The organism is Streptomyces sp. NPDC091280, assembly GCF_044768565.1.
Classification (GTDB): domain Bacteria; phylum Actinomycetota; class Actinomycetes; order Streptomycetales; family Streptomycetaceae; genus Streptomyces.
Genome location: NZ_JBIVUZ010000011.1, coordinates 169,761 through 183,031, shown reverse-complemented (window position 1 = coordinate 183,031; position 13,271 = coordinate 169,761). Strand labels below are relative to the sequence as shown.

General features: G+C 68.8%; 11 protein-coding genes and 1 tRNA gene. 7 read left to right on the top strand and 5 right to left on the bottom strand.

From position 1 onward, the window contains the following. The first annotated feature begins 57 nt into the window (after positions 1 to 57). The 4 genes from ACIQPR_RS31495 to ACIQPR_RS31480 are packed head-to-tail and all read left to right on the top strand — an operon-like array spanning position 58 to position 4,365. A complete protein-coding gene (locus ACIQPR_RS31495) occupies positions 58 to 987 on the top strand; it encodes a branched-chain amino acid ABC transporter permease (protein ID WP_403655154.1) in 930 nt (309 codons plus the stop codon). A gap of 4 nt (positions 988 to 991) precedes the next feature. Continuing rightward, positions 992 to 2,788: a branched-chain amino acid ABC transporter permease gene (locus ACIQPR_RS31490; RefSeq protein ID WP_403655152.1), complete on the top strand. Its 1,797-nt coding sequence runs from the start codon at positions 992 to 994 to the stop codon at positions 2,786 to 2,788. Positions 2,789 to 2,794: 6 nt separating this feature from the next. After that, the gene (locus tag ACIQPR_RS31485; RefSeq protein WP_403655150.1) at positions 2,795 to 3,652 is read left to right on the top strand and encodes an ABC transporter ATP-binding protein; all 858 of its coding nucleotides are present in this window, start codon (positions 2,795 to 2,797) and stop codon (positions 3,650 to 3,652) included. Next, a complete protein-coding gene (locus ACIQPR_RS31480; protein ID WP_403655149.1) occupies positions 3,649 to 4,365 on the top strand; it encodes an ABC transporter ATP-binding protein in 717 nt (238 codons plus the stop codon). The genes ACIQPR_RS31485 and ACIQPR_RS31480 overlap by 4 nt, the downstream gene beginning before the upstream one ends. An 89-nt stretch (positions 4,366 to 4,454) precedes the next feature. Here ACIQPR_RS31480 and ACIQPR_RS31475 read toward each other — a convergent pair whose 3' ends face one another. Continuing rightward, on the bottom strand, positions 4,455 to 5,111 hold the full coding sequence (locus tag ACIQPR_RS31475; protein ID WP_019062225.1) for an ANTAR domain-containing response regulator: 657 nt from the start codon (positions 5,109 to 5,111) through the stop codon (positions 4,455 to 4,457). Between the two features lie 97 nt (positions 5,112 to 5,208). Here ACIQPR_RS31475 and ACIQPR_RS31470 point away from each other — a divergent pair. Next, positions 5,209 to 5,291 (top strand) — tRNA-Leu (locus ACIQPR_RS31470). 81 nt (positions 5,292 to 5,372) lie between these two features. Further along, on the top strand, positions 5,373 to 6,161 hold the full coding sequence (locus ACIQPR_RS31465; protein ID WP_403655147.1) for a helix-turn-helix domain-containing protein: 789 nt from the start codon (positions 5,373 to 5,375) through the stop codon (positions 6,159 to 6,161). 10 nt (positions 6,162 to 6,171) lie between these two features. Here the strand turns inward: ACIQPR_RS31465 and pyk are convergent, their stop codons facing one another. Next, a complete protein-coding gene (pyk, locus tag ACIQPR_RS31460; protein WP_403655145.1) occupies positions 6,172 to 7,608 on the bottom strand; it encodes a pyruvate kinase in 1,437 nt (478 codons plus the stop codon). 158 nt (positions 7,609 to 7,766) lie between these two features. Next, positions 7,767 to 8,486 carry an SIMPL domain-containing protein gene (locus ACIQPR_RS31455; RefSeq protein WP_403655143.1) on the bottom strand — a complete coding sequence of 240 codons (720 nt, stop codon included), beginning with the start codon at positions 8,484 to 8,486 and terminating at the stop codon, positions 7,767 to 7,769. Positions 8,487 to 8,613: 127 nt separating this feature from the next. On the opposite strand from ACIQPR_RS31455, the gene ACIQPR_RS31450 reads away from it, so the two are divergent. Next, the gene (locus ACIQPR_RS31450; protein ID WP_403655141.1) at positions 8,614 to 10,419 is read left to right on the top strand and encodes a bifunctional metallophosphatase/5'-nucleotidase; all 1,806 of its coding nucleotides are present in this window, start codon (positions 8,614 to 8,616) and stop codon (positions 10,417 to 10,419) included. A 12-nt stretch (positions 10,420 to 10,431) separates the two neighbouring features. Here the strand turns inward: ACIQPR_RS31450 and ACIQPR_RS31445 are convergent, their stop codons facing one another. Together ACIQPR_RS31445 and ACIQPR_RS31440 are read right to left on the bottom strand one after the other, a co-directional pair. Further along, complete coding sequence (locus tag ACIQPR_RS31445; RefSeq protein ID WP_403655139.1) at positions 10,432 to 11,880, bottom strand: lysine N(6)-hydroxylase/L-ornithine N(5)-oxygenase family protein; 1,449 nt, start codon at positions 11,878 to 11,880, stop codon at positions 10,432 to 10,434. Further along, positions 11,877 to 13,244 (bottom strand): pyridoxal phosphate-dependent decarboxylase family protein, encoded by a 1,368-nt coding sequence (locus tag ACIQPR_RS31440; protein ID WP_403655137.1) that lies wholly within the window; start codon positions 13,242 to 13,244, stop codon positions 11,877 to 11,879. The genes ACIQPR_RS31445 and ACIQPR_RS31440 overlap by 4 nt, the downstream gene beginning before the upstream one ends. Between the last annotated feature and the right edge of the window lie 27 nt (positions 13,245 to 13,271).

Genomic DNA, 13,271 nt, shown 5'->3' with positions numbered 1-13,271 from the left:
CCCACCCCCAGGCACGCGATCTGTGCACACGACCACCAGCGACATGGAGGCCATGCGGTGAACACCCTGCCGCAGCAGCTGGCCAACGGGCTGCTCCTAGGCTCGATGTACGGGCTGATCGCCATCGGCTACACGATGGTGTACGGCATCGTCCAGCTCATCAACTTCGCGCACGGCGAGATCTTCATGACCGGGGCCTTCGGCGCCCTCACGGTCTACGCCTACATCCTGCCCGACGGCACCGCGATGGTGGTCGCCGTACCACTCATGCTGATCGGCGGCGGAATCGTCTCCGTCCTCGTCGCAGTGGGGGCAGAACGATTCGCCTACCGCCCCCTGCGGCAAGCACCACGACTGGCCCCCCTCATCACCGCCATCGGCCTGTCCCTCTCCCTCCAGGAACTCGTCCGGAACTTCTACCCGGGCGCCGACAAGGCCCGCTCCTTCCCCAGCCTCGACGGCAACCACGACATCGGCTCCGTCACCATCTCGGACGCCGACATCTTCCTGGTCATCGCCGCCGTGGTCTGCATGTCCGGCCTCGCCTGGTTCGTGCGCAAGAGCCGCACCGGCCGCGCCATGCAGGCCACCGCCCAGGACCCGGACACCGCGCAGCTCATGGGCATCGACACCAACCGCATCATCGTCATAGCCTTCGCCATCGGCGGGTTCTTCGCCGCGGTCGCCGCCGTCTCCTACGGCCTCAAGTACGGCAACATCGACTACCGCATGGGCTTCCTGATGGGCCTCAAGGCCTTCACCGCGGCCGTCATGGGCGGCATCGGAAACATCTACGGCGCCATGCTCGGCGGAGTCGTCCTCGGCGTCGCCGAGACCCTCGCCTCCGCCTACATCAGCCACATCCCCGGCATGGAACAGCTCGGCGGCTCCAGCTGGGCCAACGTCTGGGCCTTCTGTCTCCTCATCCTCGTACTGCTGTTCAGGCCACAGGGTCTGCTCGGCGAACGCGTCGCGGACAGGGCGTGATCACATGACCGAGACGACCGAGACCCCCGAGACGCCCGCCGCCACCACGGAACAGCGCGGCCTGATCCCGCTGCCTCTCGCGGCGGCCCGCGCCCTCCTCCTCGTCGGCGGCATCGCCACCACCGCCTCCACGTTCCTCGCCTGGACCTGGACCTCCGACTTCCCCGGCGACCTCACCGTCAACGGCTACCCCGGCGGCCTCCAGATCCTCAGCCTCGTCGCAGGCCTCATCACCGCCCTCTTCGCCCTCGCCACCTACGGCGTCCGCGGACTCGGCTGGCTGCTGCCCGCCCGCAACAACGCACCCGTCGTCCTGACCGCCCTCGGCGGCTTCGCCGTCACCTGGTACACGGTCATCGCGATCGCCGCCGAACTCGGCGGCATCGCCAACTGGGAACCCGGCACCTACATCGCCGCCGTCGCCTCCCTGCTCCCCGTCATCGGCGCCCTCGCCCTCCCGCAGGACGCCACCGACACCACCAAGGACGCGCTCAAGGCGTACATCGCCAAGGCCGACCGCATCCCCGCCCCCCAGGCCACCGCACCCTGGATCCAGCGACTGACCATCACGATCGTCGCTGCCCTCGCCCTCACCGTCTTCGCCTACGGCATCGACGCCGAGGACGAACTCTTCGTCGGCTTCCTCATCGTGGTCGTCTTCACCGCCTGGGCGCTGCACACCGCCGGCCTCTTCGACCGGTTCAGCCACCTCACCGCCACCAACCGCAGCTTCGCCCTCGCCATGGGCTTCGTCGCGGCCATCGCCTTCCCGTTCACGCAGACGAACGACCACTACGCCAACCTCGGCGTGAACATCCTGATCTTCGGCACCGTCGCCCTCGGCCTCAACATCGTCGTCGGCCTCGCCGGACTCCTCGACCTCGGCTACGTCGCCTTCCTCGGCGTCGGCGCCTACACCGCCGCCCTGGTCTCCGGCTCCGAGTTCTCCAAGTTCTCCGGCGTCCAGTTCCCCTTCTGGGCCGCCGCCCTCACCGGCGCCGCCGCCAGCCTGGTCTTCGGCGTCCTCATCGGCGCCCCCACCCTGCGCCTGCGCGGCGACTACCTCGCCATCGTGACCCTCGGCTTCGGAGAGATCTTCCGCATCGCCGTCAACAACATGGACGGCGTCTCCGGCCCCGACATCACCAACGGCCCCAACGGCATCCCGTCCATCCCCGACCTGTCGTTCTTCGGCTTCAACTTCGGGGACAACCACGACATCGCCGGATTCACCATCGGCCGCTTCGCCAACTACTACCTGCTGATGGTCCTGATCATGGCGCTCGTGGTCACGATCTACCGCCGCGCCTCCGACTCCCGCATCGGCCGCTCCTGGATCGCCATCCGCGAGGACGAGACCGCCGCCACCGCCATGGGCATCAACGGCTTCCGCGTCAAGCTCATCGCCTTCGCCCTCGGCGCCACCCTCGCCGGCCTCGCCGGCACGGTCAGCGCCCACGTCACCTACAGCGTGGTGCCCAACCCGTACCAGTTCGCCGGAGCGGCCCCGCCCAACTCCGCGTTCCTCCTGGCCGCCGTCGTCCTCGGCGGCATGGGCACCGTCTCCGGACCCTTCCTCGGCGCCGCCCTGCTCTACCTGCTCCCGGAGAAGCTCGTCGCCCTCCAGGACAAGTCGCTCCTCGCCTTCGGCATCGCGCTCATCCTGCTGATGCGCTTCCGCCCCGAAGGCATCATCCCCAACCGGCGACGCCAGCTCGAATTCCACGAGACCGGCCAACTCGACGTACCGGACACCACGACCCTGACCGACGAACCGGCCATCACCAAGGCAGGGGCGTAGAGAGCCATGACCACACCCGTACTCGAAGCCCGTGACGTCACCATGCGCTTCGGCGGCCTCACCGCCGTCCGATCCGTCGACTTCACCGTCAACAGCGGCGAGATCGTAGGTCTCATCGGCCCCAACGGCGCCGGCAAGACCACCTTCTTCAACTGCCTCACCGGCCTCTACGTCCCCACCGAGGGCACCGTCTCCTACCAGGGCACGGTCCTGCCCCCGAAGCCCCACCTGGTCACCAAGGCCGGCATCGCCCGCACCTTCCAGAACATCCGCCTGTTCGCCAACATGACGGTCCTGGAGAACGTCCTCGTCGGCCGCCACACCCGCACCAAGGAAGGCCTCTGGTCGGCCCTCCTGCGCGGCCCCGGCTTCAAGAAGGCCGAGAAGGCCAGCGAAGAACGCGCCATGGAACTCCTGGAGTTCATCGGCCTCGCCCACAAGCGCGACCACCTCGCCCGCAACCTCCCCTACGGCGAACAGCGCAAGCTGGAGATCGCGCGGGCGCTCGCGTCCGAACCCGGCCTCCTCCTGCTCGACGAGCCGACGGCCGGCATGAACCCCCAAGAGACGCGGGCCACCGAGGAGTTGGTCTTCGCCATCCGCGACAAGGGCATCGCCGTCCTCGTCATCGAGCACGACATGCGCTTCATCTTCAACCTCTGCGACCGCGTCGCCGTCCTCGTCCAGGGCGAGAAACTCGTCGAAGGCACCTCCGACGTCGTCCAGGCCGACGAACGCGTCGTCGCCGCCTACCTCGGCGAACCCTTCGAAGGCACCCCCGACGGCACCCCCGAGGACACCCAGCCCGCGGCGGAACCGGAGAGCACCACCAGCACCACCAGCGCCGAGGGAGAAGCCCAGTGACCGCACTGCTAGAGGTCGAGGACCTCAGGGTCTCCTACGGCAAGATCGAAGCCGTCAAGGGCATCTCCTTCAGCGTCGAGGCCGGCCAGGTCGTCACCCTCATCGGCACCAACGGCGCCGGGAAGACGACCACCCTGCGCACCCTTTCGGGCCTCCTCCAGCCCTCCGGCGGCACGATCACCTTCGACGGCAAACCGCTGAAGAACGTCCCCGCCCACAAGATCGTCTCCCTCGGGCTGGCCCACTCCCCCGAAGGCCGGCACATCTTCCCCCGCCTCACCATCGCGGAGAACCTCCAACTCGGCGCCTTCCTCCGCAAGGACAAGGACGGCATCGAGAAGGACATCCAGCGCGCCTACGACCTCTTCCCGATCCTGGGAGAGCGCCAGAAGCAGGCCGCAGGCACCCTCTCCGGCGGCGAACAGCAGATGCTGGCGATGGGCCGCGCCCTGATGTCCCAGCCGAAGCTGCTCATGCTCGACGAACCCTCCATGGGCCTCTCGCCGATCATGATGCAGAAGATCATGGCGACGATCGTCGAACTGAAGGCATCGGGCACGACCATCCTCCTGGTCGAACAGAACGCCCAGGCGGCCCTGTCCCTCGCCGACCAGGGCCATGTCATGGAGGTCGGCAACATCGTCCTCTCCGGCACCGGCGAGGACCTCCTGCACGACGAGTCGGTACGGAAGGCGTACCTCGGCGAGGACTAGCCCCGCACCGTCCGTCTCCTACGGCGACGAGGCCCGCGCCCCCAGCTCAGGGGACGCGGGCCTCGTCGCCGTCACAGCCTCGGACGTCGTCAGCCCTTCGACGACTTCTTCTCGTCCGCGTCCTGGATGACCGCCTCGGCGACCTGCTGCATCGACATCCGACGGTCCATCGACGTCTTCTGGATCCACCGGAACGCGGCCGGCTCGCTCAGCCCGTACTCCGTCTGAAGGATCGACTTCGCCCGGTCGACCAGCTTGCGGGTCTCCAGCCGCAGCGTGAGGTCGGCGACCTCCTGCTCCAGCTGCTTCAGCTCGGTGAAGCGCGAGACGGCCATCTCGATCGCCGGTACGACGTCACTCTTGCTGAACGGCTTCACCAGGTACGCCATCGCACCGGCGTCCCGGGCCCGCTCGACGAGGTCGCGCTGCGAGAAGGCGGTGAGCATCAGTACGGGCGCGATGCCCTCCTCGGCGATCTTCTCGGCCGCGGAGATACCGTCCAGCTTGGGCATCTTCACATCGAGGATCACGAGGTCGGGCTTGTGCTCACGGGCCAGCTCGACGGCCTGCTCACCGTCACCGGCCTCGCCGACGACGGTGTACCCCTCTTCTTCGAGCATCTCTTTGAGATCGAGCCGAATCAGGGCCTCGTCCTCGGCGATGACGACACGGGTCGTCAGCGGAGGCACGTGCGACTTGTCGTCGTCGGGCGCGTCCACGGGCTGGGGCGACTCGGGGGCGGTCACGGGGGCTCCTCGTTCAGGGCACGGGGGTGGTGCTGACAAGAGCCTACCTAGCTGCACCTCGCTGCGGTGACCCGGTACACTCCTCTGGGGTTGGCCAGCCGGGTTGGCGGAATGGCAGACGCTGATGTCTCAAACACATCTGTCCGAAAGGACGTGCGGGTTCGACTCCCGCACCCGGCACCTCTGAAGCGGAGGATCACGTTCGCGTGATCCTCCGCTTTTTGCTGCGCCCGATGCCGGTCAGTCACACAGAGTGTTCGCATGAACTTTCACGGCACTGAGGTTCGACAACAGGCGCAGACGCTGCTGCGCGACGGCGTGGGGAACGCGGAAGTGGCACGCCGGCTCAACATCCCACTCGGCACCATCGGCTACTGGAAGCACCTGGATCGCGCGGAACGCGGCGAATGCCCGGGAAAGCACGACCCGAAGTGCCCACGCTGCGACGGCCGAGACCTTGACCGCGCGGCATATGGCTACCTGCTCGGCCTCTACCTCGGTGATGGTCACATCAGTCAGTACTCGGAGCACCGCGTACCCAGTCTCATGATCACGTGCGACGAGTCATGGCCGGGGCTCATGGACCACTGCGAAGAAGCCATGCACGCCGTCTTCCCCGACAACTCCGTATGCCGGGTCCGCAAGGTCGGCTGCCGCAACGTGAAGGTCTACTCGAAGCACCTGCACTGCCTCTTCCCCCAACACGGCCCCGGCAGGAAACACGAGCGCCCGATCGTCCTCGAACCCTGGCAACAGGAAATCGTCGACGCCCACCCCTGGGAATTCGTCCGCGGCCTCATCCACTCCGACGGGTGCCGCTTCACCAACTGGACCACTCGCCGCGTCGCAGGTGAACTCAAGCGCTACGAATACCCTCGGTACTTCTTCACCAACGTCTCCGACGACATTCGGCAGCTCTACACCGACACGCTCGACAAGCTCGGCGTCGATTGGACGCACTGCATCCGCAACGGCAACCCGTACAACATCTCCGTCGCCCGCCGCGCCTCAGTCGCCCTCATGGACACCCACGTGGGCCCCAAGTACTAATCCCCCGGCGTTATTTGGGGCTGTCGTCCTCGCCCACATGGTGGACCCGGACCAGGTTCGTCGAGCCGGCGACCCCGGGCGGTGAGCCCGCCGTGATGACGACGGTGTCGCCCTTCTGGCAGCGGCCGTACTTGAGGAGGAGTTCGTCGACCTGGTCGACCATCGCGTCCGTCGAGTCGACGTGCGGGCCGAGGATCGTCTCGACGCCCCAGGTGAGGGTGAGTTGGGCGCGGGTGGCCGGGTCGGGGGTGAAGGCCATGACCGGGATGGGGGACCGGTAGCGGGACAACCGCCGTACCGTGTCGCCGGATTGGGTGAAGGCGACCAGGAACTTCGCGCCGAGGAAGTCGCCCATCTCGGCGGCGGCCCGGGCCACCGCGCCGCCCTGGGTGCGGGGCTTGTTGCGTTCGGTCAGCGGGGGCAGGCCCTTGGCGAGGATGTCCTCCTCGGCCGCTTCGACGATGCGGGCCATGGTGGTGACGGTGGCGATGGGGTACTTGCCGACGCTGGTCTCGCCGGACAGCATCACCGCGTCCGTGCCGTCGATGACGGCGTTGGCCACATCCGAGGCCTCGGCCCTGGTCGGGCGGGAGTTCTCGATCATCGAGTCGAGCATCTGGGTGGCGACGATGACCGGCTTGGCGTTGCGCTTGGCGAGTTTGATCGCGCGCTTCTGGACGATCGGGACCTGTTCCAGGGGCATTTCGACGCCGAGGTCGCCGCGGGCGACCATGATGCCGTCGAAGGCGGCGACGATGTCCTCGATGGCCTCGACCGCCTGCGGCTTCTCGACCTTGGCGATGACGGGGAGGCGGTGGCCCTCCTCGTCCATGATGCGGTGGACGTCGTCGATGTCCTTGCCGCTGCGGACGAAGGACAGCGCGATGACGTCGAAGCCGGCCCGCAGCGCCCAGCGCAGGTCGTCCTCGTCCTTGTCGGAGAGGGCGGGGACGGAGACGGCGACTCCGGGGAGGTTGAGGCCCTTGTGGTCGGAGACCATGCCGCCTTCGACGACCTTGGTGTGGACGCGGGGGCCGTCGACGGAGGTGACTTCGAGGCAGACCTTGCCGTCGTCGACGAGGACGCGTTCGCCGGGCGTGACGTCGGTGGCGAGGCCCGTGTAGGTGGTGCCGCAGGACTGGCGGTCGCCCTCGGCGCCTTCTTCGACGGTGATGGTGAAGGTGTCTCCGCGTTCAAGGAGTACGGGGCCTTCGGCAAATCGGCCGAGTCGAATCTTCGGGCCTTGAAGGTCGGCGAGCATTCCGATGCTGCGGCCGGTTTCCTCGGCGGCCTTGCGGACGCGCTGGAAGCGTTCCTCGTGTTCGGCGTGGGTGCCGTGGCTGAGGTTGAAGCGGGCTACGTCCATTCCGGCTTCGACCAGGGCTTTGATCTGGTCGTACGAGTCGGTGGCGGGGCCCAAAGTACAGACGATTTTCGCTCGGCGCATAGTCCGAGCCTAGGCCTTACCGACGGGTAGGGAATTCGTCGCGCATGACTACTCAACAACCTTTGGGTGAAGCCTTGTTGACAAGGCTTGAATGTGCGGCGGGGTGCTCCAATGAGCGTTCGAATAGTCGAAAGAAGCGCATTGAATCGGGGCTGCGGTCACAGGCTGGGGGGCCTCATCGTGAAGCGCGCGTTGACCTGGGCGTAGACGTGCTGCCGCTGGGGTTCCAGGTCCAGGGGTGCGGCGGCGGTGGCGTCGGCGTCGGCCGCCCCGAGGGACATGGAGCGCATACGGCGCTGGGGGGCGCCGTAGGTCTCGGCGTGTTCGGCGCCGATGTCGGCGAGTTCGACGAGCGCGGCGAGAGTGGTGCCGAGTGCCTCGGCGTATTCGCGGGCGCGTTGGACGGCTTCGCGGACGGCTTGCTGGCGGGCCTGGCGGTGGACGGGCGAGTCGGGGCGCAGGGCCCACCAGGGGCCGTCGACGCGGGTGAGTTCGAGGTCGGCGAGGCGGGTGGTGAGTTCGCCGAGGGTGGTGAAGTCGGCGAGTTCGGCGGTGATGTGGACGCTGCCGTGGTAGCGGTGGACGCGTTCGCCGCGACCGTGCCTGGTGAGTTCGGGGGTGATGGAGAAGCCGCCGGTTTCGAGGTGTTCGACGGCGTCGCCGTAGCTTTTGACGAGGTCGAGGACGGTGGTGTTGCGGCGGGTGAGGTCGTCGAGGGCGGCACGGCGGTCGCTGCCGCGGGCGGCGACGGTGATGCCGATGCGGGCGATCTCGGGGTCGACTTCGAGGTGGGCTTCGCCGCGGACGGCGATGCGGGGGGCGTCGGGGGTGCCGTAGGGGACGGCGGGTTGCTGGTCGTCCGTGCCGGGGGTGGTCATACGTCCCACTCTGTCAGCCGGGCCGCCTGCTGGTCATCAGATCGAAACCTGCGGAGCCTGTCGCTTGCGGTAAGAAGCGAGTAAGAATCTACGCGCGTTGTTGACCGTTTCCCGAGGAGATCCAGACATGCCCTTGAACCGCCGGAAGTTCCTGAAGAAGTCCGCCGTGACGGGTGCGGGGGTGGCGCTGGCCGGTGCGGCGGCGGCTCCGGCGGCGCAGGCCGCGGAGAAGAAGAAGCCGGGGCGGCGGCCGAAGCGGTACTCGCTGACCGTGCTGGGCACGACCGACCTCCACGGGCATGTCTTCAACTGGGACTACTTCAAGGACGCGGAGTACTCCGACGCCAAGGGCAACGCGATGGGTCTGGCGCGGGTCTCGACGCTGGTGGAGCAGATCCGCAAGGAGAAGGGGCGGCACAACACGCTGCTGCTGGACGCGGGCGACACGATCCAGGGCACCCCGCTGACGTACTACTTCGCGAAGGTGGACCCGATCACCGCCAAGGGCGGGCCGGTGCACCCGATGGCGCAGGCGATGAACGCGATCGGCTACGACGCGGCGGCGCTGGGCAACCACGAGTTCAACTACGGCATCGAGACGCTGCGGAAGTTCGAGGACCAGTGCCGTTTCCCGCTGCTCGGCGCGAACGCGCTGGACGCGAAGACGCAGCGGCCCGCGTTCCCGCCGTACTTCATGAAGGAGTTCCGGGTGCCGGGGGCGCCGCCGGTGAAGGTGGCGGTGCTGGGGCTGACGAATCCGGGGATCGCGATCTGGGACAAGGCGTATGTGCAGGGGAAGTTGACGTTCCCGGGGCTGGAGGAGCAGGCGGCGAAGTGGGTGCCGAAGCTGCGGTCGATGGGGGCGGACGTCGTCGTGGTGTCGGCGCACTCGGGGTCCTCGGGGACGTCGTCGTACGGTGACCAGCTGCCGTATGTGGAGAACTCGGCGGCGCTGGTCGCGCAGCAGGTGCCCGGGATCGACGCGATCCTCGTCGGGCACGCGCATGTGGAGATCCCGGAGTTGAAGGTCACGAACACGGCGACGGGGAAGACGGTCGTGCTGTCCGAACCGCTGTGCTACGCCGAGCGGTTGAGCGTGTTCGACTTCGACCTCGTCTTCGAGAAGGGTCGTTGGACCGTCGAGTCGGTGGCGGCCTCGCTGCGGGACGCGAAGACGGTCGCGGACGATCCGAAGATCACGCGGCTGCTGAAGGACGAGCACGCGCTGGTCGTGGAGTACGTCAACCAGGTGGTCGGCACGGCGACGGCGACGCTGACGACGGTGGAGGCGCGGTACAAGGACGCCCCGATCATCGATCTGATCACCAAGGTCCAGGAGGACGTGGTGAAGGCCGCGTTGGCGGGGACGGCGTACGCGTCGCTGCCGGTGATCGCGCAGGCGTCGCCGTTCTCGCGGACCTCGGAGATCCCGGCGGGCGAGGTGACGATCCGGGATCTGTCGGGGCTGTACGTCTACGACAACACGCTGGTCGCGAAGGTGCTGACGGGCGCTCAGGTGCGGGCGTACCTGGAGTACTCGGCGGAGTACTTCGTGCAGACGGCCGCCGACGCGGCTGTCGACACGGAGAAGTTGACGAACGCGGGTGGCCGTCCGGACTACAACTACGACTACGTGTCGGGTTTCTCGTACGAGATCGACATCGCGCAGCCGGCCGGGGCGCGGATCAAGAACCTGACGTACGAGGGTGCGGCGCTCGACGACGCGCGGCAGTTCGTGCTGGCGGTGAACAACTACCGGGCGAACGGCGGCGGCGCGTTCCCGCATGTGGCGTCGGCGACCGAGGTGTGGTCGGAGTCGACGGAGATCCGGACGCGGATCGCGGAGTGGGTGACCGCGAAGGGTGTGCTGGACCCGGCCGACTTCGCCTCGGTGGACTGGAAGTTGACGCGGAACGGAACGCCGGTGTTCTAGGGGTGTCCCTTCCTAGCGTCCCTCGACGAGCGGGGTGAGGGTGCGGGTCTGCCGGGCCGCGGGGATCTGCGGGCGGGTTTCGAGTCCGAAGGTCGTGAAGGCCGTTCGGCCCGGCAGCGGGTAAGGCTCCTTGCCGGTCAGGGAGTTGAGGATGGTGGCGCTGCGCCAGGCGGCGAGGCCGAGGTCGGGGGCGCCGACTCCGTGGGTGTGGAGTTCGGCGTTCTGGACGTAGACGTGGCAGCCGGCGCCGGTGACGGAGGGGTCGAGGACGAGTCTGAACTCCTCGTCGACGCGCGGGCGTTCGGCGCTGTCGCGGCGCAGGTAGGGGTCGAGTCCGGCGAGGATGCGGCCGAGGGGGCGTTCGCGGTAGCCGGTGGCGAGGACGACGGCGTCGGTGGTGAGGCGGGAGCGGGTGTTCTGCTGGATGTGTTCGAGGTGCAGTTCGACCTTGGTGGTCGCGATGCGGCCCGCGGTACGGACGCGGACACCCGGGGTGAGGACGGTGTCGGGCCAACCGCCGTGCAGGGTACGGCGGTAGAGCTCGTCGTGGATGGCGGCGATGGTGTCGGCGTCGATGCCTTTGTGGAGCTGCCACTGCGCGGTGACGAGGCGGTCGCGGACGGGTTCGGCGAGGGCGTGGAAGTAGCGGGTGTAGTCGGGGGTGAAGTGCTCCAGGCCGAGCTTGGAGTACTCCATGGGGGCGAAGGCCTCGCTGCGGCCGATCCAGTGGAGTTTCTCGTGTCCGGCGGGCCGGTTGCGGAGCAGGTCGAGGAAGACCTCGGCGCCGCTCTGTCCGGAGCCGATGACGGTGATGTGCTCGGCGGCGAGGAAGGCCTCGCGGTGGGCGAGGTAGTCGGCGGCGTGGATGACGGGGACGCCGGGGGCGTCGACGAGGGGTTTGAGCGGGTCCGGGACGTAGGGGGCGGTGCCGATGCCGAGGACGATGTTCTTGGTGTAGGTGCGGCCCAGGGCTTCGGCTTCGCCGTCGCTGTCGAGCTGGGTGAAGTCGACCTCGAAGACGTCGCGTTCGGGGTTGAAGCGGACGGCGTCGACCTGGTGGCCGAAGTGGAGTCCGGGGAGGCTGTCGGCCACCCAGCGGCAGTAGGCGTCGTACTCGGCGCGCTGGATGTGGAAGCGCTCGGCGAAGTAGAAGGGGAAGAGGCGGTCGCGGTCCTTGAGGTAGTTGAGGAAGGACCAGGGGCTGCCGGGGTCGGCGAGGGTCACCAGGTCGGCCAGGAACGGGACTTGGACCGTCGCGCCGTCGATGAGCAGGCCCGGGTGCCAGTCGAAGCCGGGGCGCTGTTCGTAGAAGGCGGTGTCGAGTTCGGTGAGCGGGTGGGCGAGGGCGGCCAGGGAGAGGTTGCAGGGGCCGATGCCGATGCCGACCAGGTCGCGGGGTGGATCGGGTTCGTGGCGTGGGGGGTTGGGGGTCTGGGGGTGACCGGTCGGGGGGTGGTTCATCGGGGGGTGTGTCCTTCCACCAGTTTCAGGAGGGCGGCCAGGTCGTCGGGCCGGGTGTGGGGGTTGAGGAGGGTGGCCTTGAGCCAGAGCCGGCCGTCGAGGGCGGCCCGGCCGAGGACGGCGCGTCCGTCGTGGAGGAGTTGGCGGCGTACGGCGGCGACGGCTTCGTCGGTGGCTTCGGCGGGCCGGAACAGGACGGTGCTGATGACGGGTGGGTCGTAGAGCTCGAAGCCGGGGTGGTTGTGGACCATGGCGGCGAACTCCCTTGCGCGGGCGCAGACTTGGTCGACGAGGGTGCCGAGTCCGGTGCGGCCGAGGGTTTTCAGGGTGACGGCGAGTTTGAGGACGTCGGGGCGTCGGGTGGTGCGCAGCGAGCGCCCGAGGAGGTCGGGGAGGCCGGCTTCGGTGTCGTCGTCGGCGTTGAGGTAGTCGGCGCGCTGGGTGAGGGCGGCGAGGTCGCGGGGGTGGCGTACGGCGAGGAGGCCGGCGGCGACGGGCTGCCAGCCGAGTTTGTGCAGGTCGAGGGTGACGGTGTGGGCGCGGTCGAGGCCGGCGAGTTTGTCGCGGTGGCGGTCGCTGAAGACGAGGCTTCCGCCGTAGGCCGCGTCGATGTGCAGGCGGGCGCCGTGGGCGGCGCAGAGGCCGGCGATCTCGGGGAGCGGGTCGATGAGTCCGGCGTCGGTGGTGCCCGCGGTGGCGGCGACGAGGACGGAGCCGCGCGGGCCGGGGAGCGCGGTGAGGGCTTCGTCGAGGGCGGCGGGGTCGAGAGTGCCGGCGGGGGCGGGGACGACGACGGGGTCGGGCAGTCCGAGGAGCCAGGCGGCGCGGGGCAGCGAGTGGTGGGCGTTGGAGCCGCAGATCAACTGGACGGCGGAGCCGTGGGCTTCGCGGGCGAGCAGCAGGGCGAGCTGGTTGGCCTCGGTGCCGCCGCTGGTGACGAGGGCGTCGGCGAGGCCGATCTGGTGGGCGAGGGTGCGGGTGACGAGGGCTTCGAGGGCGGAGGCGGCGGGGGCCTGGTCCCAGGAGTCGAGGGAGGGGTTCAGCGCGCTGACGGCGAGGTCGGCGGCGGTGGCCACGGCGAGCGGCGGGCAGTGCAGATGGGCCGCGCAGAGCGGGTCGGCGGGGTCGGCGGCGCCTTCGGCGAGGGCGTGCACGAGGGTGCGCAGGGCGGTCGGGTCGCCGTCTTCGGGGAGTATGTCCCCCACGGCGTCCCGGAGGCGGGCGGCGACCGCGTCGGGGCCGCCCGCGGGGAAGGGTCCGCCGCGCGCCCGCCGTCCGGTGCCCAGGGCGTCGAGGACGGTGTCGAGCAACGGCCGTAGGGCGTCGGGGCCTTCGGCGCCTGAGGCGAGGGGCGCGTTGCTCATGGGCTGTCCTCCGGGGCGCGGGGCGGG